Origin of the sequence: Streptomyces sp. Edi2 (assembly GCF_040253635.1) — a bacterium.
In the GTDB taxonomy this organism is placed as follows: domain Bacteria; phylum Actinomycetota; class Actinomycetes; order Streptomycetales; family Streptomycetaceae; genus Streptomyces.
This window is the reverse complement of record NZ_JBEJGX010000002.1, coordinates 90,944-110,183: the sequence shown is the minus strand read 5'-3', so window position 1 is coordinate 110,183 and position 19,240 is coordinate 90,944. Positions and strand designations below refer to the sequence as shown.

Sequence of the window (19,240 nt, the reverse complement as noted above, 5' to 3'; positions counted from 1 at the left end):
CACCCGTGACCCCCATGAACACCGTGCTCGCCGCACCCGCCTCCGGCGCCAGCTTCACCCAGGGCCTGGGAGCAGTCGGCCTCTCCTCCCTCGCGGCCGCCGGTTTCATCGTCCTGATCATCGCCATCCGCAACAAGTCGAAGATCACCAAGAAGTACTTCGACGACCGCCGCTACCTCGCCGGGCTCGCTGCCGTGATCGGCGTCCTGTTCATGCTCGCTGGGGGAACCTGGAGGAGTCTGGCCGAGGGAGTCCACGGCACGGCGGCCTCGACCCTCACCGATCCGAACCTCATCGCCGGTGCCACGCCTGCCGGCCTGGCTCTGGTCCTCGGCGTCATGGCCTTCCTGCCCGAGTGGCAGCGGCGTCTTCCCCCGGCCTTCTTCGGCCTGAGCTTCGGCGTCGCGTGCGGCCTCGCGGGCGCGTTCTGGGGAATCCTCTTCAAGGTGACCGGCGCGTTCCTGGAGAAGCTGGCATGAGAGCGCTGCTCAAGGAGATCAGCATCCCGTTCCAAGGCGGCAGGCAGGCGCCGCGGCTGCTGCTCCTCCCGCTCCTGACCGGGTCGCGCCTCATTGCGTCGTTCCTGCTGCGCAGGGTGGGCCGGGTCTTCAAGCTCGGCTGGACGGCGGCCATGAACCTCGACGCCCCGCCGCCGAAGGCCGCCCCGGCCGCAGCGGAGCAGAGCGGCGACCCCGCTGACGCCGACTCCGCGAGCAAGGCGGGCCCGAGCACCACCAAGGTCTCCAAGAAGGCAGCGCATGCCGCTGCCGACGACGTGATCGAGCGGGTCGGACTGGGCTGTCTGATCATCCTGTTCGTCGGCGTCGTCGTCGCGGGGCTCCTCTGGCTGTTCATGTGGCTCGTCTGGCCGCACATCGCCCCGTACGTGCCGGTCAGCTGCACCGTGCTCGGGGTGGTGTGGGTGATCGTCGCGTGGATGATCGCTCCCCCGCTGCAGGAGACCACCACCCAAAATGATCATGAAAAATCTGCGGGGGAGCAGGAGCAGGAATCCGCCCAGGACCGGTTCGCCCGGTTGCTCGTCCGGTTCATCGTGGCCGCGGTCCGGGATGCCGCGCCGGAGCACATGGGCGTTCACATCGCCGAGCTCCTGGCGCGGCTCCAGCAGGAGGCGCAGGGCTTCGACAACTGGGAGCAGCTCCAGCTGCGGGAGTGGTGCACTGCTGCCGGCATCCCCGTCAGTAGGAACGTCCGCGCCAAGGGGAAAGGGCCCACCTGGGGGGTCCGCGCCGACGAGCTCCAGGGGGTCTTCGGCACCTCTCTGGACGAGGCGGTGGCGGCCCTCTCCCGACCCGTCCTCCGGGCCCCGTCGGAGGGGTCCCCCGCCGGCCCCGTCCAGGCCGGGGAGGAGGGCCCCGCCACACCCCTCCTCCCACCCCTCTCCGCACCCCCCACCGAGGCCCCTGTTCCGGCCGGGCAGAGCACCCCCGTCCAGCCCCACCTCCAGGCTGTTCCCGACCCCTCCCCTGGCGCCGTCGCGTGACCGGGCCCTGTGGGGGTGCAGATGCCGTCTACACCCCCATCTACCAGGGCATCTACCGCTCATCTCACCGTGATCGACAGGCCGTCGACACCTCCGTCGACGGTCCGTCGACACCGCTATCGACGGGCGGCGCCCGACCTGCACCGGCCTCTTCGCCAGCGGCGAGAAAACGCCCCTGACCATCCACGGCCACGGCCTTCGCCCTCTACGATCCGGGGACCACCGATCGGATCAGGAGGCGTCTCGTGCCGTTCACGTACAACTGTCCGCCCTGCGGCACGGCGTCCCGGCCTTACACCTTCCGCGCCGGCGCGGAAGGCCACGCCGTTCGTCACCGCCATCGGCGTCACGACGGTGACTACCCCGTGGGCGAATGCATCCAGCACATCGCCTGGGTCAACCCGCGCGCACGCGCGGGTGTCTGGCGGCCCTCCCGAGGCGACGCCGTCGCCGCGGTGGTCGCCGGCCTGCTCGTTCTCTGGAGTGTCTGGCACGCGTTCACGAACTGACCCCGGGGGGCTGCACATCTCGCGAGATGTGCAGCCCCCCGGGGTCAGTTCGTTTCTATGTTCCGAACGCCCAGATCCCTGGCCCGCCCGCTGCGGGCGGTGGGGCGCCGGCTGGGCGCCGACTCGGGCTGGGAGTGCAGAATCCGCCCCTCCGTCGCCGACGGTCAGGGCGCCAGCGGGAGATCATCCCGCAACGACTCCGGCAGCGGGTAGGCGGCGGCGAGCGCCTTGATGATCTCGTGTGCGGTCTCCCGGTCGGCCTCGGGATCCGCCTTCTCGACGAGCGCCCTGCCGTCCTCGTCGGGATCGACGCCGAAGAGTTCCGCGAGTTCGTCCTGGAGGTCCTCGTCGCCGGTCTCGGCTTCAGCGTCGAGATGGGTGTCCTCGGCGCGCTGCTCTGCGTGGTGATGGACCCGCGTCAAGCTCGCCGGGTTGGCGGCCTCGCCGTTGATCTCGGTGCCGGTGGCGAAGACCGTCGGGTGGACGGGACCGTCCGACGGGATGAGCAGGGTCAGGACGGCGTTCTTGAGGGCGGTGCGGTCAAGGTAGACGCTGGCACTCACAGGTGGGCTCCTCTCACGTAAGGGGGCGGATCAGCGGATCAACTCGAAGGCCCGGTCCAAGCGGCGGGTGTGGTCCGGGGCCAGCAGGTCGCCCAGGCTCACGGTGGAGCCGAATCGGTAGCCGGCCCAGTCGGGGGTCATTTGAAGGAGCTCAGCCGTACGGGCGCGCAGCGCCTGCAGGCCGTGCGTCCACTGCTCGGCCGCGGGGAGCGTCTCCCAGGTCCGCTCGGCCTCCTCGTCGTCCAGGAACTCGCCGGCGGGTGTCCGCAGGCGGGCGTCCCACCAGGTGGGGAAGGGATCACTCCAGGAGACGACGACGGGGTGGTCGTCGCGTTCGAGCAGCAGGCGCTGGACGTCGTGCCAGCCGCACTCCGGGCGGAAGTCGCCCGAGGCCAGGCCCTGGGTGATGACGCCGGTCAGCCAGCGGCGGTCGGGGCCGTCGACCCAGGTGTTGATCTCGCACTGGCCCATCAGGCGGGCGGCGAGGCGTAGCGGCTCGGTGCCGCTGTCCATCGCGGTGTTGAGGAGCAGGGTCAGGGGGCGGACCTGGTGGCCGCGGTAGTCGACGATCGGGTCGTCGAAGATGACGTTGTGCAGCGAGCGGGCGTACACGCCCAGCCAGCGGTACGGGCTCACCTGGCCACCGAGACGGATTTCCCTCAGCTCGTGGTCCTCGGGCAGCAGGTCGAACAGGGTGTAGGCCCGCTCGCCGGAGTCCGGGGAGTCGAAGAGCACCCGGCGGGCGTGTTCGTGTATCAGGTTGAGGAGGTGGGGGCGCTCGGGGCCGCTGAGGTGGGCGGAGCCGTGGGGGTCCTGAAAACGGATGTAGCTCACGAGGGGTCCTAACGTCGGTGCGTGGGTGGGCAGGAGGCTGCCGGGGCGTTCGGATGTCGGTGGAGACGCGGGTCTACTGCCAGTCGAGGGCGGTGGAGCAGTTCGCGGGGAGCGGGGCGCCGCTGACGAGGTGGTGGACAAGGCCCAGGCCGATCCGTACGCAGCCGAGTGCGGCTTCCTCGTCGGTCTCGCTGGCGAAGAAGCCCTGCGCCACGGAAGCATTCTCGATCTTGTACGCCTGCTCCATGAGCTGGCTGCGGGTGCGCAGTTCGCCGCGGGGACCGTATGGGCGGCGTACGAGCGCGGCGGCCTTGAGCAGGCGGAGCATTCTTGCCTCGGTGCGGAAGAACTGCTGGTAGTGCCCCTCGCGGCTGTCTCGGGCTTGCCATCCACGGCCGTGGATCGCCGCGTGGAGTTCGCCGCCTGTCGCGACGGTGCGCAGCGCGGACCGCAGGAGGAGGCTGCGCCAGGAGTGCTCGCGCAGGATGCTGCGCGTGGCGTCCCCGTCCGGGGCCTGCAGTGCGAGGGTGGTGAGGACCTGCTCGGCGCGCGCCAGGTCAGTGGCCCGGGTCAGGCGGGATGGGCGGTGCGTGGGCGGCACGGTGTCGGATCCCCTTCACGGTGATGTGGCGGCGGGTCGGGCGGCATCCGCGGTGCTGCGCCGGCTGCTGGCCTCGCAGTTCCTTGTACCAGTCGGGTCTGACAGCGGCGTCGGGCGGATCAGTTCTTGGCCAGTGCGGGCCGGGTGTTCATCTCCAGGGCGGCGATCGCTTCCTTGGGGACGGGGATGACGCTCTCGATCAGGGTCAGTGCGCGGCGCAGGGCGATCTGGCGCTGGGGGGCGTAGCCGCGCTCGTCGAGGGCGACGGCGAGGGCGGCCTGGGCCTGTTCGATGTTGCGGCGCTCGGCGGGCGGGAGGTAGCGGGCCCCGGTCGTCCGGGCGTGGTGGTCCGCGCTCTTCCAGGCGACGTCGAGGGCGGTGATTGCTTTGCGGTATGCGTCGAGGGCTTCCGGGGCGGTGGAGATGCGGGCATCGCGCGCGGCGTCGAGGGCGTCGATGAGGCGCGCGGTCTGGGGGACGTTCACGTCGGCCAGGGCCAGGCGGTGGAGGTTGTCGAGCAGGTTCATCTCGAAGTCGCCGATCGCCTCCCGCACTGCATCGTGACGGGCTTCCAGCTCGGCGCGGCGTTGTGCGAGTTCGCCGGTGCGGCGCAGGTGTGCTTGGGCGCGCTCGCGTCGGCGGTGCAGGTAGGCGGCGAGCGCGCCGGCAAGGAGCAGGAGCACGACGACGGCCGCGATGGCGCCGACGACGGCCGCGATCGTCCCCCACGGCGGGCTGCTGTCCGTGTGCTGCGGACCGTCCGAGGCGCCCGCGCCGTGCTCCGAGGGGCTGGGCTCGGCTTCGAGGTCCTTGACGACAAGCGCCCGCAGCTTGGCCACCAGCTCCACGGGGAGCCTCGGGTTGAACACGAGGGTCGACAAGACCATCACCCCGAGCAGGGCCGTGCACACGCGCGGCCAGTCCTTGGCGAGCCAGAACCGGAATGCCTGGACACCGAGGAGAAGGCACATGAGGTTGCCGATGAGGGTGAGTATCCAGGTCGCGGTCGTGGACGTGGCTGCCATGGGCCGGGGGCCTTTCACGAGGTGCCTGCCGCCGGCCGAGCGTGTGAATGCCAACCTGCGGTGTCCTGTGAGAGATCAGGACACGATCACCGTGTGCCAGGGCCCCTGTGGACAGAGTCCGGCGACCGCGAACGCCCCTGTGGACAGCTCACGGAGCACGCCGTGGCCATCCCGAGCCCCGGTCGCCCGAGCCCCGCTGGGCGGGTCAGATCTGGTCGCCGACCTTGATCTTGCGCCACTTCGTTTCGGTGACCTCCTTCCAGTTGGAGCGCTTGTCCTTGACGATCAGGACCTTCCACACTGCCGGGTGCTGCTGCACCCCGGTCTGTACCCGCCCGAGGTACTGGCGGTCGCAGACCCGGCGGGAGCTCCGCTTCCCCCCGCTGGCGCTGCCGTTGGATCCGCTCGAGCTGTCCTTGTCCAGCTTGTTCGGCGATCCCGGCTTCACCTTCGACACGCCTCCGCCGCCGCTGCCTCCGCTGGTGGTGGAGCGGCTGCCGGAACCGCCGGTGGAGGGCCGGCTGATGCCGGTGAGGGTCAGCGCGTTGGTGGTGACGGTGCGGCAGTTCGTCTCGCGGTAGCGGTCCTCGTAGATCGGGGTGGAGGGCCGCGCCGCATCGTGGTCCTTCTTCTTCACGGTGCCGTGCTCCAGCGGCTTGGGGGTGCTGGAGGTACAGGCCGTCAGCAGGATCGCGGCGGTGACGGCGGTGACGGTGATCGTGACCGGGCGAGCGGCGGGAGACATCAGGGCAGCTCTCACTTTCTGGCGTGTGCAGGGGAGTTGGCGGGGCGCGGGCGGCGGGACGACTGTCCGCCAGGGGGCCTGTGGACAGCGGCCGCCCGCGCCGTGGACGTCAGTGGGCCGGGCTCGTCGGGTCCTGGATGCGGTTGACGGCCGCGGCCAAGGCCAGGGGGTGGGGTGTGGCCGCTGGTCAGCGGTTCAAGGTCTGGAGCTCGGTGATCACGAGGGGGCCGTCGCTGTCGCGGACGACGCGGTGAACCAGGAGGTCGCCCCGGTGGAGGGCGAGGTGGCGGGCCTTGGCCTCAATGGCGGCGAGCTTGCTGCCCGTGGCGTGCAGGGCTCCGCAGCTGCACAGGAAGCCGTACCCGTCGCGGCCGCCGCGTGCGGCGCAGTCCGGGTGGAGCGGGCGGCCCTGGTCGTGGCGGTGCTCTCCCGCTCCGCTGAGGGGGCACGGCGAGCGGTCCGTGGTGTGCAGGGCGACGACGTCGGCCGTGAAGACCTGCTCGTCGGTGCTGTGCGTGTCTTCGGTGTTCCCTGCGTGCGTGGCCACCGGTGCCCCCTGCCGTAGTTGGGCACCGTCGAGCGGCGCCTTCGAGGTCGAACCATCAACCCGTTGACGCTATTAACTTTACTCAAGGCGGGGTTATGCGTCAAACTAATAGGGTCAATGTGATGGGCGGGCGATCCGCGCATCACCGGGAGTGCGACACCTGGAGACCCCTTGGCCCGCCCGCTCGGCCGCCACCAGCTCACCGCCCTCAGCGCGCTCGCCCGCCTCAACGGCGGCACCTGGAGCACCGACAGCGCCTGGCGGCTGCATACCGTCGCGTACACCGTGCGCGTGCTGAACACGCTCGTGGAGCGCGGCTATGCGACACGGACGAGCGCGTCCGCCCGCTACGCGATCACCGAGCAGGGCCTCAACAGGCTGGGATGGTTCACCTGCGGAAGCTGCACCCGGCTGACCCGCGACCCGGTCATCGAGCAGCCCTCCGCTTCATGGCGGCAGGTGCGGTGCTCTTGGTGCGCCGCCCCCGAACAGGCGCCACCCGCCGGGGAATCCGGGGCCGACGGGATGCGGTTGCCCGCCGCGCCGACCCGCCGCGTACCGGCCTGATGACCGCCGCCCTGGCCGGCTCCGCCGTCGCACACCGCACGAGGAGGTGCTCATCCATCGACTGGTTCAGCATTCCGGCGAAGCCGGAGGGGCCCGCGCGCGCGGACCGGCGGGTGACGTGGACGGTGTCGGTCTATCGCCGCTCCGGCGACACCGAGGTCCACGAGTACACCAGCCATCGCCTCGACTCCCCCGAACTGGCCCGGGAGCACACGCGGCTCGCGCGGGAGCGCCCCTGGGTGTCGCGGATCGCCCTGACCGAGCACGTCCGCGAGACCTCACGGCGCGCCATCGGCGAGGAGGACCTGCCGGACCGCGGTCGGCCGTCCCGGCGGGTGGCGGCCCCTGCGGGCGGGCGCCTGGTCGCGCACTTCTACGAGATGGAGGGCCTGGCGGCCGGACCGCTGAGCGCCGATGACGTCCGCTGCCGGCTGCACTGGCTGCGCGAGACGGCTGCGGGCTCGGCGCGGCTGCCCGGGGGTGCCGGGGCCGGGGGCGCGCTCGTCGCCCTGTGGGAAATCACGGTGGTCGACTTCACGCACCCGACGACGGAGGGCGCGCTCCCCCATACCCCACATGACCCTTAAAATTTGACGCAAAATCGATCTCATGAGTAACGTTATATGGGTCGTCTGGCGGGGCGCCCCGCCCCCGGGTGACATCTCACGGCCGCCGGGAGACGCCAACTGCGCCTCCTGCATCCCTGATTCCGGGGCGGCGGGACATTCCCAGCTGGCCGCTGGTCCTGCCGCCCCGGCCCCCGAGCTCCCTGGAGAAGACCCTGCCCCCGCCTGCCCCCTTCTGGCCCGCCGCACCTGCGTACACGCCCCTCGCCCACGCGGAACGGTGGGACATCCGCCTCGCCCGCACGCTCCTGGCCGATCGCAGCGAACTGCGCGGCCTGGATGCCGACGATGCCTCCGGGACCGGCTACTTCCTCGGTGCCGACGGCTGGCGCGTCCAGGCCATCTGGATCCAGAACCACAGCCTCACCCTGCCGAGGGCCGGCACCGCCGCGCGCCGACATTGGGACGCGGCCCTGGACCGCATCGAAGTCGCCCTGCAATCCGCGGAGTTCACCGCCCTGCGCCGCAACCGGTACGGCGTGTCAGCGGCCGCGGTGGTTCCTGACGAGCCGCAGTGCACCGCACGGCTGCGCCGCGTCGGCCGGCTGGATGCGTTCCGCAGCGAGGTGGCGTTCGACGGGTACGGGGCCCGGACCGCGTCGGGCGCGGTGGTCCTCGCCTCGCACGGCGCTTCTCCGACGTCGACTCTGATCCTGACCGACGCCTCGGGCACCGAGGTGGGGCGCGGCTACGACAGCCACCGGCACGCGATCGAGTCGCTGGCCCACCACTACGGCCTGCCCATGCCGCTCACCGTGATGGACGAGGGGCGCCGCACGTGACCCGCCCCGTACCTGCGTCCCCTTCGCAGCGGGCGGCGGCCCGCGAGATGCCGCTCAGCGTGCACCAGCGCTCAGGTCTTCATGCCGCCGCCGTGCATGGCGAGGGCCATGTCCCTCCGTGCGTGCCCGCTCCCCAGGTCCGCCAGCTCGCCGAGCTGGGCCTGGTCGAGGCGATCGCCGCGGGCGTCGACGCCCGGCTCGGTCCCCTGACGCGGGCGCCGCAGTACGGCATCACCGTGGCCGGCCGAAGCCGGGCCCGGCGGGAGCCGCTGCCGCAGGTCCTGCTGGTGCCCTGCTCGATGGGCAAGGCCGAGGTGCCTGCCGCCCCGGCCGCCGAGATGTACGTGGGTCCGTACCACGTCGCGGCCCGCAAAGCCGCGGCCGCCGCGGCTGCGGACGGCTCCGCGCAGGTCCTGACGCTGTCTGCCAAATTCGGGCTGCTGCGCGACGAGGACCGGATCCTGCACTACGACCTGCGCGCCGGCCAGAGCGGCACGGTGTCCCCGCACGTGCTGGCCCGCCAGGCCCACTTCCTCGGCGTGAGCGCCGCGCAGGTGACGGTCTTCGCCGGCCGGTCCTACGCGGACCTCGCCGCCACGACCTGGCCCGCGCTCGAGCACCCCCTCAAGGGCCTGGGGATCGGCCAGCAGCTGGCCTTCTTCGCCGACCTGTACCGGCCCTCGCGCCGCAGCGGCATCCCGCGCCCGTAGGTGCCGCCGGGCGCCCGGACTCTGTCCACAGGCCGCTCCGCGCACCGTATCCAGGTCAACTCCACGGCCGTCACGGCCCGATGACAGGAATCTCCATGTTCAAGAAGCTCTTCGCCGGTTCGCCCTCCGCCACTGCCTCGCCGGCCCCTGTGCCGGTCCGCTCGACGATGGAGGGTCTGACCCAGAAGGCCTCGCACAGTCTGCGCAAGTTCGGTCTGGCCGGGCAGCGGGCGGCGGTCTACCTCGTCCTGGACCGCTCGGGGTCCATGCGCCCGTACTACAGCGACGGCACCGTCCAGTACCTCGCCGAGCGGATCCTGGGCCTGGCACGGAACTTGGACGACGACGGCTCGGTGCCGGTGACGTTCTTCTCCACCGGCATCGACGCCACGTTCACGGTGAGCGTGGACGACTACGCCGGCCGGATCGAGGAGGCCCACAACCGGCTCGGGCACATGGGCCGCACCTACTACGCGACGGCCATTCGGGCCGTCCTGCAGCAGCACCAGGAGTCCGGGGCGACCGTGCCCGCGCTGATCGTCTTCCAGACCGACGGCAACCCGGACGACCGGTCCGCGGTGGTCGCCGTCCTGCGCGAGATCGTCGGCGAGGGCGAGTTCGAGGCCATCGAGGCGTTCATCGCCTTCGTCGCCTTCGGCAAGAAGGTCGACTTCCTGCGCACCCTCGACGTCCTGGGGCTCAAGGACGACCACGTCTCGCTGTTCCAGGCCGACGAGCCCGAGCACATCACCGACGAGGAGCTCTACGACGGCATCACGCACGAGTTCGTCCCCTGGCTCGTCGCCCGCCAGCCGGTCCGGCACTGATCCACACCGGGGACGCCGGCCGCCGTCGCGCGGCCGGCCCGCCGGGCCTTCCTCCTCATCCGGGCGCGCGGCCGCCCTCCGCGCCCGAGCGACGAACGGGATGAACGATGAGCAACTCGACTCTCCACGCGACCTACGCCGGCGCCTCCCGGGCGGCGGGCGCGCAAGCTGCGGCCCTGCAGCTGCTTCTTGCCCGCTCCGGCGCGGACCGGGACCTGGCACTGGCGCTGGCCCAGATCGACATCACGCAGATGAAGGGCGTGCTGGATGCGGCCGGACTGCAGGCCGCGCTCGCGGAGGCGCAAGCCGAGCGGGACATCACCGCGGCGCTCGCCGAGCGATGTCGGCGGCGCGAGGCCGCCGGGGCCGCGCTGGGCGCCACGTGCGTCTGCGGACACTCGGCCGCCACGCACGCCTCTCGCCTGGTCAACGGCGCCCGGCTGCCCTGCCGGCACACCGGCTGCGGATGCGGCGACCTCGCCTTCGGCTGACACCGGACCCGGCGCCGCAGGACTCGGTCCTCCGTCCCGGATGCCCCCGCCTCATCTGTCCTTGGCCCTGGGATCTCGTCCCGGGGCCTTCGGCGTCCCCGCCGGCTGGACAGCGCCGCGCCGCACCGCCCAGTACCTGACCCTGAAAATTTGCCGTACCATCGGCCATAAATTTACTTTTAAGCGACAAGGAGCCGATGATGGCCCGCAAGGACGAACTGCTCAACCTGAGCGAGATCGCGAGGCTAGCCGGCGTGGGCCGGACAGCCGCACAGAAATGGCACGCGGTGCCGCGAAAGAGCGGCGGACTGCCGCCGCTGCGCCTAGTCGCCAAGGCGCTGGAGGACAACGCCAGAGAGGCCGAGGGCCGAGAGGGCGAGGCCCCGGAAGGGGAGGCGCCGGAGACTGAGGCGCTGGAGGGCCAGGCGCCGGAAGGTAGCGGTGACGCGCCGCCGCTCTACCCGCGCGAAGTGGTCGTCGCCTTCCTCAAGGCCGTCGGCTACATGAATGCGGACGAGAGCCCGATGGAGCGGCGAGCGGGGAAGGGGAAGTGGGCGCCGGCCCGTCCGACCATCGACCCCCGCCGTGCCAAGCAGCCGGATCCGGACTCCGGGGAGAAGCCCTTCAAGGTGGATCGGCAGACCGGGGGCCGCTACCGGTACTACGTGCCTCACGCCTGGGAGATGGCCGGCTTCGGCTCCGAGAACAGCTTCACCTCCTCCAAGACTCACGGCCGCGCGCCCGAACCCGACGGGATCGACGAGCTCGAGCGCCCGTACTGGTTCGCGGAGACCCTGGAAGCGTGGAAAGCCGGCGCCGAAGAGCGCAAGGCTGAGCGGTACGCCAGCCGCACCGTCGCGCCGGACGGCTACACGTCCACAGGCCAGCCCTACCGAGTCCTGCCGGGCACCAACTACTACGCCCGGCAAGCAGCGAAGCAAGCCGGGCAGGATCAGCCCTCCAGAGAGGAGTGAAATATGCCCTGAGCTGCCCGTTTCCTAATGTACCTGTGGTAAAATTAATAGCGTCAGAGGGTGTCGGCTCCAGCCCTCGGGGCGCCTTGGCGCCCCGTCCTGGACCCTGTCGAGCCGGCCCCTGAATCCACCGAGGTGTTCCCGGAGGGCTCTTGACGGACACCATGACGCACCCACAGGAAACCCCCAACCCCACCGCTCGCCCGCTCCACCCGCAGTTCCCGTTCGGCCCCGCGGTCAAGACCCGGCTCCCCGGGCGTATCGCGCTGATGGGGCCGAGCGGATCGGGCAAGACGTACACCGCGCTGGAGCTGGCCTCCGCGCTCGGCCCCACCACCGCGGTCATCGAGGCGGTCCACGGACACGCCTCCAAGTACGCCGACCGGTTCGACTTCGACCTCTGCCCGCCCCTGACGTACTGCTCGCCGGAGGCACTCATCGCCGTCCTGGCCGAATGTGCGGCCCGGGGCTACGCGACCGTGATCGTCGACCCGTACACGCTGTTCTGGTCCGGCAACGGCGGGGTCCTCGAACAGGTCGATGACGCGACCAAGCGCGGCGCAGGCGGCAACAAGTCCGGCTGGAGCGAGGTCCGGCCGCGTGAACGCCGGATGTGGGACGCCCTGTTCGCCTATCCCGGTCACGTCATCGCCACCTTGCGGTCGAAGACGGAGTACCACCTGGAGGCCGACGAGCAGGGCCGCCACGCGATGCGCCGGTTCGGCGGCAAGCCCGAGCACCGCGACGGCGCGGAGTACGAGTTCAACTTCGTCGGCGCGATGGACTCCGACAACACGCTCGTCGTGCTCAAGGCGCTCTCCGCGGACCTGTCCGGTGCGGTCGTCACCAAGCCCGGGGCCGAGTTCGCCGCCCGGGTGCGGGACTGGCTGGAGGACGGCGAGCCGTCCGCCCCGCCGGTTCCGGTCGCCGAACTCATCGCGCAGGCACGCCACCCCGAGGCGACCCATGCCGGACTCGGCCTGCTGCGGGACACCGTCCGCGGGCGCTTCCTTGAGGACGTCCTGCTGGCCGACGACGACGGCGTGACCCTCGTCCGCATGGACGACTACATCACCCGTCGCGGCCGTTCCCTGCAGGCCACCGCCCCGCAGGACGCCCACGCCTCGTGACGCCAGCGTGGCGGCCGCAGCTGCGGCCGCCACGGCGTCCGGCACCAACCACCGCTCTCCACCATCCACTTCACCTCTGGAGGACCCGTGCGCTCCACCCGGCTAGCGGCCCGCCTAGGCCGCGTACCACCGCGACCCCGACCTCTGGAGCTCCCTTGCCTTTCACTCCGCTCGTCTCCCGCGCCGCCGCCGCGCTCCACGACCGCACCGCGCGCGCTCTGATCTTCCTGGCGGATCGGGCCGCCCGCCGCTCCCGCGTCCCCAACCCGATGGCCGCGACCCGGATCGTGCTCGTCCACATCGCCGACCAGAACCAGTCTGGCGCCGACGCGTACATGGAAATCACCTCGGGGCTGGAGGCCCTCGGCTTCACCTGGCCCGCCGGATGGTGCGACGACTGCAACACCGCGCTCACCACGGACCAGGCCGAGGACGCTGGCCTGTGCGACACGTGCGGCACCTGGCTCTGCGCCTGCGCGTTCGAGAACCCCGGCACCGAGGAGCAGTGCGGCGGCTGCCATCTCACCCGCAGCGGGCTCGGCGAGACCATGCCGGCGTGCACTTGCGGGTGCGACACCACGTTCGGACGGTTCGGCGACTACGACACCGAATCCTCCGTATCCCGCCAGCACTTCATCGACACGGGCCGCTTCCTCCGGCCCGGCGAGACCATCGACGCCTGCTGACCAGCTGCTGCGCACCGCGTCGGCGCCCGCACCGCACGTCCAGCCCCCGCACAACGCCCAGGGGTTCCACACCCGCCGATGACCCTTTTAACTTGATCTAGAGTCAATGCGCGAGTAAACTTAGAAGGGTCAGCGGGGAGTGGCTCCGGCTGCTGCTCGTACGCGACCCCAGGAGGACACCCATTTCCGACACCGTGATCGAGAAGGCACTCCGGGCAGCGAACGAGCAGCAGGAGGAGACCGTCCGCGAGGTCTTCCGCGCGGCCGGCCTGCTCTGGCAGTGCAAGGGCGGCGACTGCCGCTTCGACAACACCGCCGCACAGGAACTGTGCGAGGGGTGCGGCCGTCAGCGCGACGGCCGCCGCGTCACCGACCGCATCCCCCCGTCCGCGCACCCGGACGACTTCGCTGACCTGCGCCCCCTGCTGAAGACGTACTTCGCCGACCAGGGCGAGCAGCTGCCGGACGCGGTGACGTTCACGAAGGACTTCGCCAACGACTGGCGCAGCGACGGCGCGACCCTCCACTACGGCCCGCGCACCGAGCTCCACGACTTCGACGAAGCCGTGGAAGAGGCCCTTGACGCGCTCGGTCGCGCCGAGCCCGGCGAGCACCTGCGCGTCGCCCTGTACTCCTGACCACTGGAGATCGAGATGTCCACGTTCCTGGCCGCTGACCCCAACGCCCCGGCGCCGACCTCCCGTCAGCGCACCTGGCTCTTCGCGGCGCTGCGCGCCGACGACGGGCTGCTGCCGCTGGGCGTCCCCCTGCGGTCACTGAATCTGATGCGCGAGCGCGGCTGGCTCACGAGCGCCCCCGCGAGCGATGCCGAGCCTCTGCAGGCCCGCCACGAGCTCACCCCGGAGGGCCGCTTCGCGCTGCTGAGCGTCGGCAAGGCCGACGCCCTGCTCAGTGTCCTCGTCTCCACCGAGCCCGGCCGCATCGAAAAGCCGGTGCAGCAGCAGATCCTCGACTCGCTCATCCGCGAGGGCCTGGCGTGCCGCCTCACCCGGCGCGGTGAACAGGACGGCGACCAGGAACAGTTCACCTACATCACCAACCTTGGGAGGCGCCTGGTGGCTCTGCCCGAGGTCGACGACACCCCGGCCGGTGACTACCTGGTCGCCGCGTTCGCCGCGAAGGGGATCACCGTCGACGTGGAGAGCGACAGTGCCGGCGACACCCGCGTCGTCTACCGGCTCGGGGACGTCGAGGCGCGCTTCTTCCGTGAGGTCTGGAACCCCGGCCACTACACCTACAGCGCCCGGCATCCGGCCTGGATGCACAACATGCCGTGGACCGCCCTGATCACCTACGGCGCCGACGAGGCCGTCGAGAAGCACCTGCCCAACGGCCTCGGTGTCGAGGAGGAGAGCGCCCGCATGGCGGCCGCCTTCACTGCCTGGCTCACCGACCGGGACGACGCGGCCTTCGCCGCTGCCTGACGTCCACCGCCCACTTCCACTCCGGGGACCTGCCGCCATGGACCTGACCACCCGTCTGCATCTGCTCGACCTCATCCGCCTCTCGGCCAGCGCCGAGAGCACCTGTCGCGCCGCCGAGCGCGCCGAGCACCGGGCCCGGCTGCACCGTAAGGAGGCGGCCGCCGCACGGCGCCGGTGCCGCAGTGCTGTGCGCACCGCCCCCAGCCATGACCTCGAGGACGCGGTGAAGGCCCTGACCGACGCCGAGAGCGCGTACGAGACGCGCGCCGCGCAGGTCGCCGCCACCGGCGCCCGGTGGCGGCGCGCCTTCACCGCGAGCGAGCGGGCCGACGCCCGCCTGGGGGAGGAACTCGCCCGTACCCGGAAGCTGACCAGCGCGGGCCGGCCCCGCCGCAAGGGCGCCCGGCTCACGGCCGAGGTCGCCCTGCTGTCGGAACTCGCCGCGATGCCCGAGGAATTGATCCGGGCGGCCTCGGCGCTTCTCGTGCAGTCTTCGGCTGGCAAGGACAGCGTCGTGGCGCTCGACCGGGTGGTTCGGTGGGCGAAGGCCGCCGGCTGCCTGGACAAGGTCGTGGTGGTCCACGCCGATATCGGCCAGGACGCAGAATGGCCCGGGGTTCGTGATCTTGCCCGGCAGCAGGCCGAGCGGTACGGGCTGCGGTTCGTGGTGGTCAAGGCGCCTGTCGGGTTCCTCGGCATGGTCGAGAAGCGCGGCATGTGGCCCGACGCCCAGAACAGGCTGTGCACCTCGACGTTGAAGCGCGACGAGGCCGCCAAGCTGTTCACGCAGATCGTCGACGAGCTCGGCCTCGACGAGCAGGCACTGATCGTCAACTGCCTGGGAATCCGGGCCGACGAGTCGCCCTCCCGCCGCAAGAAGCACGAGCTCGCCATCGACCACCGGGCCAGCAACGGCCGCCGTCTCGTACTGACATGGCACCCGGTGTTCCACCTCTCCGAGCAGGACATCTGGCAGGAGATCGTCGACAACACCCTCGACTACCACCCCGTGTACGACACCCTCATCCCCCGCCTGAGCTGCATCTTCTGCATCCTGGCGTCCTTCGACGTCCTCGTGCGCGCCGTCCGGCTGTGCTGGGTGCTGGGCCTTGAGACCCCGAAGACGTACACCGACCTCGAGGACCGGATCGGGCACCGCTTCAAGAACAAGTTCAGCCTCGCCGAGGTCGTCGCCGAGGCCTCCCGCCTGGAGGCCGCCGAGGGCCCGATCACCTGGCGCCGGGGCGACGCGATTCGCCACCACCTCGGAGAAGAGATGGCGACCGCCTACCTGCAGCGCCTGGCCCTCGCCGCCTGACCCGGCGCCGACGCGAAAACCGAGCCCCATGACGATCACCGAGCCGAGTGCCTGCCGGCACTGCGGCATCACCCGCCGCGAGCACATGCAGCGGTGGACCACCGACGCCCGATGGCACCAGTGGACCCCGCCCACCATGCAGCAGATCAAGGCCCGCATGCGTGCCCGCTCCGCACACGGCTGACCAGCCGTCCCCCTGCCCCCTTGCGAAAGGCAGCCCCTTGCTCGTGTCCCCCTCTCCCGCCGGTCTTGCCCCGCTCGTCGGCACCACCGACTTCGACGCCGAGCTCGGCCGGCTCCTGGACACCCTCACCGCCGCGCAGCTGTACGACATCGAGACCGCCTGCGTGGAGCGGCAGCGCGCGCACTACGGCCGCCGGTTGGTCGACGTGCTGCGCCACCGCACCCGTGAGGTGGTCGCGGCCCGGGAGACCGACTCGCGCTGGCCGGTGGTCGGCGTCGTCTTCGGCACCTGCGAGTGGGAGAACGGGTGGTTCTGGGAGACCACCGGTCAGGTCCGCCATCTCGACGGCACGCGCAGCATCGTCGACCTGGACTTCGACGACGTGGGCGGGCTCCTGGCCGACCTGTCGGGCACTGAGCGCCTGTGCGGCGGCGAACGCCTCCGCATCGACCTGCGCACCGGCGACGTCGCAGTCTCGTGAACAGCCGCACGGTCGCGGTGCCCGGCCCGCGCCCGGCGTCCACCCGACGGCGGCACGTCGGGCGCACGCGCACCACGACCCTCGTCTACGAGTCCGCTCACCTGCGGGTACGGCTACGCGATGGCCACGTCCTGTGGTTCGTCCGCGACGTCGCCAGGGCCCTGGGGTTCCGGCCGCCGCTGACTCCGGGATCCGACGTGCCGCAGGTCCTGGTGACCACCGCCGAGCTGGACGCGCTGATGGTGGCCGCCGGCTTCCACCCGCCGAGCGCCTTCACCGCCTGGGCCGCCCACCTCGACCGCCATCTGCCCCACCCGCACTGACCGGACGCCCCGCCCGGCCTCCCCTCCCGCCGCCGCATCGCCTGCGCGCCCGCTTCCCCTTCTGAGGAGTCATGAACGACCACCCCACCGACCGCGTGCGCCCCGACGCGCAGCACCGCCAGAGCGTCGTCTTCTCGAGGTGCCGCGCGTGAGTGGCCTTCCCCTTCCCGTGCGGCTGCACGGGCGCCCTCGCGTCGGCGGCCTCGTGGTGCCGTTCATCTCCTACGAGCACGCCGGCGCTGCACTGTTCGGCAGCGTCGATCCGCGGCGTCACGCCGAGGCGCTGCTGCGGCGGCTCTGCCAGATATGCGGTCAGCGCCTCGACGAACGCATCTGCCTGATCGTCCGGCCCATGGACGTCCGCGCCGGCATCGCCCCCGAGCCCGGCCTCCATCCCGAGTGCCTGGCCTACACGGCCAAGGCGTGTCCCATGCTGAACGGCACCGCGACGCACTACCGCACGAGGGCCGCGAGCGTCCGCCATCCCGCGGGCAAGCCGTGCAGCGATCCGGACTGCCCGTGCCCGCGGATCGCCCCCGATGAGCAGCACGAGATCCGCTCGGGGCGGCCCGCCGACGACTTCGACTCCTGGATGCTTCGCGCCGAGAACTACCGCATGAAGAAGGATCCGCAGCGGCCCGAGCGGCTCCTCGGAGTCGACCTGGACGTCCCCGTACTGCGCATCCGGCCACTGCGACGCGCCCCTCGGCCCCGGTTCGACAGCGAGCAGGCCGAACTGCTGCGTGCTGCCCTGCGCTCCCTGGGTCTGTAGTCCGCTCCGCGCCATCCTTCCCGCGCCGCCCTCACCCCCACAAAGGAACACCGTGTCCTCCGCTCCACCCGCCCTGTTCACCCTGCCCGCGCTCCGTAGCCCCGCTTCCCGGCCGGACAAACCGATGACGGTGCTGTCGTACGGGCTCGGCGCCGACTCGACCGCGATCTTGCTGATGTACCTCGAAGACCCCGTGCGCTACGGACTCGAACCGGACCTGTCCGACTTGATCGTTTTGCACGCCGTCACCGGCAACGAGTGGCCGACCTCTCTGTCGTACGTGGACCGGCTCGTGCTCCCGCTGCTCGCCGAGCTCCGGGTGCGCGTAGTGCAGGTGGCGAGGATGGGCTTCAGCGACTCCGACGGGGTCCTGGTCCTCGAAGACTCCCGCGCCACCCGCCGCATCCATCAGGCCGGCCCGTGGCGGCTGTCGGACTGGCTGGTGACCGGCGGCACCGTGCCCCAAATGGCTTCGGGGCGCAGGACCTGCTCAATTCGCTTTAAGGGCTGGTGCCTTGATCACTGGGCGGTCGCCGAGTTCGGCCAGACCGCGTTCCGCCGGGTGATCGGCTACCACGCCGGGGAGCGGAAGCGGATGGAGAAGGACACCAAGATCCAGAACCGGCTCAACGAGCGGGCCGGCCGGGTGATCTGCGAGCCCTCGTACCCGCTGATCGAGGCCGAGATGGACCGGGCGGCGGTGGAGGCGTACGTCCTGCAGCGCCTCGGCGAGCCCATCCAGAAGAGCTACTGCACCTTTTGCCCGTTCAGTGGAGTTTGTGCGTCGCGGGATCGGCACGAGGCACGGCTGCGCGAGCACCCGGAGCTCGCCGCCGAGGCACTGGCGATGGAGTACGCCTCGATGGCGCTCAACGAACCGATGTCGTTGTACGGGACGCGCTCGCTGTACCAGCAGCTCACCGAGGACGAGCGCAACGACGCGGTCCTCACCGCCTTCGAGGAGCGTCTGGACGCGTCCCCGTTCTCCCTGTACGAGGTGCGCCGCCTGTACCTGCCCGGCCGGACGAAGGACTGCCGCCACCATCACGGGGACCGGTGCCCCCGCCCGCGCTGGTGGTGCCGCACCGAGCGGACGGCGGCCTGCCGGCGCGAACACGCGGTGTTCGAGACCGGCGCCGACGGCACGCGCACCGAACTGCCCCCGCAGTGCGCGGGCCTCGACGACGGCTGCCACGGCAACCCGGTCAAGGGCCCGGCGTGGCGGTCGGTGCGCACGGTGTGGGAAGGCACGCGCCTGGATGCGGAGTTCACGCTGATGCGCTGGGGACGCGAGGCCGGCGTACAGCTGCGCCACGGCGAGCGCTCGATGATCAAGCGGCTGCACTACCTCGACCGCGGCGAGGGATACCCCGCGGCGGAGGCGTATCTGGTGGCCGCGCCGAGCGGCGCCGACGACAAGAACAGGGAGTCCTTCGAGCGCCGCTGGACCGAATTCACGGGACTCATCGGCCCTCGGTGGGAGCCCATCCGGCCGCTCGTCAGCCACCGGCGCCCCCGCGGCAGCCGCACCGTTCCGGTCATCCGGCCCTCGGGCGTCGCACGCGTGCCTGCCATCGCGGCGGCCTGAGAACAGAG

General features: G+C 71.3%; 26 protein-coding genes. 20 read left to right on the top strand and 6 right to left on the bottom strand.

Annotated features, from left to right (window positions below):
• The first annotated feature begins 5 nt into the window (after positions 1-5).
• The 3 genes from ABR737_RS02400 to ABR737_RS02390 all read left to right on the top strand — a co-directional run bounded on the left by ABR737_RS02400 (position 6) and on the right by ABR737_RS02390 (position 2,013).
• Positions 6-479, top strand: a complete 474-nt coding sequence (locus ABR737_RS02400) for a hypothetical protein (RefSeq protein WP_328973503.1) — start codon at positions 6-8, stop codon at positions 477-479.
• Positions 476-1,504 (top strand): hypothetical protein, encoded by a 1,029-nt coding sequence (locus ABR737_RS02395; RefSeq protein WP_350248501.1) that lies wholly within the window; start codon positions 476-478, stop codon positions 1,502-1,504. Before ABR737_RS02400 ends, ABR737_RS02395 begins: the two co-directional genes overlap by 4 nt.
• A 245-nt stretch (positions 1,505-1,749) precedes the next feature.
• Positions 1,750-2,013 carry a hypothetical protein gene (locus ABR737_RS02390; protein WP_350248500.1) on the top strand — a complete coding sequence of 88 codons (264 nt, stop codon included), beginning with the start codon at positions 1,750-1,752 and terminating at the stop codon, positions 2,011-2,013.
• A gap of 164 nt (positions 2,014-2,177) precedes the next feature.
• Here ABR737_RS02390 and ABR737_RS02385 read toward each other — a convergent pair whose 3' ends face one another.
• The 6 genes from ABR737_RS02385 to ABR737_RS02360 form a co-directional block, all read right to left on the bottom strand.
• Entirely contained in the window at positions 2,178-2,576 is a 399-nt protein-coding gene (locus ABR737_RS02385) for a hypothetical protein (RefSeq protein WP_350248499.1), read from the bottom strand.
• 30 nt (positions 2,577-2,606) lie between these two features.
• A complete protein-coding gene (locus ABR737_RS02380; protein WP_350248498.1) occupies positions 2,607-3,410 on the bottom strand; it encodes a hypothetical protein in 804 nt (267 codons plus the stop codon).
• A 73-nt stretch (positions 3,411-3,483) separates the two neighbouring features.
• Positions 3,484-4,011, bottom strand: a complete 528-nt coding sequence (locus ABR737_RS02375; protein ID WP_350248497.1) for a hypothetical protein — start codon at positions 4,009-4,011, stop codon at positions 3,484-3,486.
• Positions 4,012-4,130: 119 nt separating this feature from the next.
• Positions 4,131-5,036, bottom strand: a complete 906-nt coding sequence (locus ABR737_RS02370) for a hypothetical protein (protein ID WP_350248496.1) — start codon at positions 5,034-5,036, stop codon at positions 4,131-4,133.
• Positions 5,037-5,241: 205 nt separating this feature from the next.
• The gene (locus tag ABR737_RS02365; RefSeq protein WP_350248495.1) at positions 5,242-5,781 is read right to left on the bottom strand and encodes a hypothetical protein; all 540 of its coding nucleotides are present in this window, start codon (positions 5,779-5,781) and stop codon (positions 5,242-5,244) included.
• 187 nt (positions 5,782-5,968) lie between these two features.
• A complete protein-coding gene (locus ABR737_RS02360) occupies positions 5,969-6,328 on the bottom strand; it encodes a hypothetical protein (protein ID WP_350248494.1) in 360 nt (119 codons plus the stop codon).
• 171 nt (positions 6,329-6,499) lie between these two features.
• Here ABR737_RS02360 and ABR737_RS02355 point away from each other — a divergent pair, with 171 nt between their 5' ends.
• The 17 genes from ABR737_RS02355 (at position 6,500) to ABR737_RS02275 (ending at position 19,232) form a co-directional block, all read left to right on the top strand.
• A complete protein-coding gene (locus tag ABR737_RS02355) occupies positions 6,500-6,895 on the top strand; it encodes a hypothetical protein (RefSeq protein ID WP_350248493.1) in 396 nt (131 codons plus the stop codon).
• On the top strand, positions 6,895-7,482 hold the full coding sequence (locus ABR737_RS02350) for a hypothetical protein (protein WP_350248492.1): 588 nt from the start codon (positions 6,895-6,897) through the stop codon (positions 7,480-7,482). The genes ABR737_RS02355 and ABR737_RS02350 overlap by 1 nt, the downstream gene beginning before the upstream one ends.
• Before the next feature lie 68 nt (positions 7,483-7,550).
• Entirely contained in the window at positions 7,551-8,303 is a 753-nt protein-coding gene (locus ABR737_RS02345; protein ID WP_350248491.1) for a hypothetical protein, read from the top strand.
• A 122-nt stretch (positions 8,304-8,425) separates the two neighbouring features.
• The gene (locus tag ABR737_RS02340) at positions 8,426-9,013 is read left to right on the top strand and encodes a DUF6884 domain-containing protein (protein ID WP_350248490.1); all 588 of its coding nucleotides are present in this window, start codon (positions 8,426-8,428) and stop codon (positions 9,011-9,013) included.
• Between the two features lie 95 nt (positions 9,014-9,108).
• The gene (locus tag ABR737_RS02335) at positions 9,109-9,840 is read left to right on the top strand and encodes a VWA domain-containing protein (protein ID WP_350248489.1); all 732 of its coding nucleotides are present in this window, start codon (positions 9,109-9,111) and stop codon (positions 9,838-9,840) included.
• Between the two features lie 107 nt (positions 9,841-9,947).
• Positions 9,948-10,331 (top strand): hypothetical protein, encoded by a 384-nt coding sequence (locus ABR737_RS02330; protein WP_350248488.1) that lies wholly within the window; start codon positions 9,948-9,950, stop codon positions 10,329-10,331.
• 200 nt (positions 10,332-10,531) lie between these two features.
• Positions 10,532-11,305 (top strand): hypothetical protein, encoded by a 774-nt coding sequence (locus tag ABR737_RS02325; protein ID WP_350248487.1) that lies wholly within the window; start codon positions 10,532-10,534, stop codon positions 11,303-11,305.
• Positions 11,306-11,457: 152 nt separating this feature from the next.
• A complete protein-coding gene (locus ABR737_RS02320) occupies positions 11,458-12,435 on the top strand; it encodes an AAA family ATPase (RefSeq protein ID WP_350248486.1) in 978 nt (325 codons plus the stop codon).
• 155 nt (positions 12,436-12,590) lie between these two features.
• On the top strand, positions 12,591-13,121 hold the full coding sequence (locus ABR737_RS02315; RefSeq protein ID WP_350248485.1) for a hypothetical protein: 531 nt from the start codon (positions 12,591-12,593) through the stop codon (positions 13,119-13,121).
• A 194-nt stretch (positions 13,122-13,315) separates the two neighbouring features.
• A complete protein-coding gene (locus tag ABR737_RS02310; protein WP_350248484.1) occupies positions 13,316-13,759 on the top strand; it encodes a hypothetical protein in 444 nt (147 codons plus the stop codon).
• Positions 13,760-13,774: 15 nt separating this feature from the next.
• Positions 13,775-14,566: a hypothetical protein gene (locus tag ABR737_RS02305; protein ID WP_350248483.1), complete on the top strand. Its 792-nt coding sequence runs from the start codon at positions 13,775-13,777 to the stop codon at positions 14,564-14,566.
• A gap of 37 nt (positions 14,567-14,603) precedes the next feature.
• Positions 14,604-15,884, top strand: a complete 1,281-nt coding sequence (locus ABR737_RS02300) for a phosphoadenosine phosphosulfate reductase domain-containing protein (RefSeq protein WP_350248482.1) — start codon at positions 14,604-14,606, stop codon at positions 15,882-15,884.
• A gap of 28 nt (positions 15,885-15,912) precedes the next feature.
• The gene (locus ABR737_RS02295) at positions 15,913-16,068 is read left to right on the top strand and encodes a hypothetical protein (RefSeq protein WP_350248481.1); all 156 of its coding nucleotides are present in this window, start codon (positions 15,913-15,915) and stop codon (positions 16,066-16,068) included.
• A gap of 43 nt (positions 16,069-16,111) precedes the next feature.
• A complete protein-coding gene (locus tag ABR737_RS02290) occupies positions 16,112-16,549 on the top strand; it encodes a hypothetical protein (RefSeq protein WP_350248480.1) in 438 nt (145 codons plus the stop codon).
• Positions 16,546-16,872 carry a BRO-N domain-containing protein gene (locus ABR737_RS02285; RefSeq protein WP_350248479.1) on the top strand — a complete coding sequence of 109 codons (327 nt, stop codon included), beginning with the start codon at positions 16,546-16,548 and terminating at the stop codon, positions 16,870-16,872. The genes ABR737_RS02290 and ABR737_RS02285 overlap by 4 nt, the downstream gene beginning before the upstream one ends.
• 148 nt (positions 16,873-17,020) lie before the next feature.
• Positions 17,021-17,644, top strand: coding sequence for a cell envelope biogenesis protein OmpA (locus tag ABR737_RS02280; RefSeq protein WP_350248478.1), 624 nt, complete (start codon positions 17,021-17,023; stop codon positions 17,642-17,644).
• A 52-nt stretch (positions 17,645-17,696) separates the two neighbouring features.
• Complete coding sequence (locus ABR737_RS02275) at positions 17,697-19,232, top strand: hypothetical protein (protein ID WP_350248477.1); 1,536 nt, start codon at positions 17,697-17,699, stop codon at positions 19,230-19,232.
• The last annotated feature ends 8 nt before the right edge of the window (positions 19,233-19,240 follow it).

What these genes read in the sequence shown, in the direction of transcription:
- ABR737_RS02395 (WP_350248501.1), top strand. Translation starts at nt 476, where the DNA reads ATGAGAGCGCTGCTCAAGGAGATCAGCATCCCGTTCCAAGGCGGCAGG.
- ABR737_RS02370 (WP_350248496.1), bottom strand. Translation starts at nt 5,036, where the DNA reads ATGGCAGCCACGTCCACGACCGCGACCTGGATACTCACCCTCATCGGC.
- ABR737_RS02365 (WP_350248495.1), bottom strand. Translation starts at nt 5,781, where the DNA reads ATGTCTCCCGCCGCTCGCCCGGTCACGATCACCGTCACCGCCGTCACC.
- ABR737_RS02350 (WP_350248492.1), top strand. Translation starts at nt 6,895, where the DNA reads ATGACCGCCGCCCTGGCCGGCTCCGCCGTCGCACACCGCACGAGGAGG.
- ABR737_RS02335 (WP_350248489.1), top strand. Translation starts at nt 9,109, where the DNA reads ATGTTCAAGAAGCTCTTCGCCGGTTCGCCCTCCGCCACTGCCTCGCCG.
- ABR737_RS02330 (WP_350248488.1), top strand. Translation starts at nt 9,948, where the DNA reads ATGAGCAACTCGACTCTCCACGCGACCTACGCCGGCGCCTCCCGGGCG.
- ABR737_RS02325 (WP_350248487.1), top strand. Translation starts at nt 10,532, where the DNA reads ATGGCCCGCAAGGACGAACTGCTCAACCTGAGCGAGATCGCGAGGCTA.
- ABR737_RS02305 (WP_350248483.1), top strand. Translation starts at nt 13,775, where the DNA reads ATGTCCACGTTCCTGGCCGCTGACCCCAACGCCCCGGCGCCGACCTCC.
- ABR737_RS02300 (WP_350248482.1), top strand. Translation starts at nt 14,604, where the DNA reads ATGGACCTGACCACCCGTCTGCATCTGCTCGACCTCATCCGCCTCTCG.
- ABR737_RS02295 (WP_350248481.1), top strand. Translation starts at nt 15,913, where the DNA reads ATGACGATCACCGAGCCGAGTGCCTGCCGGCACTGCGGCATCACCCGC.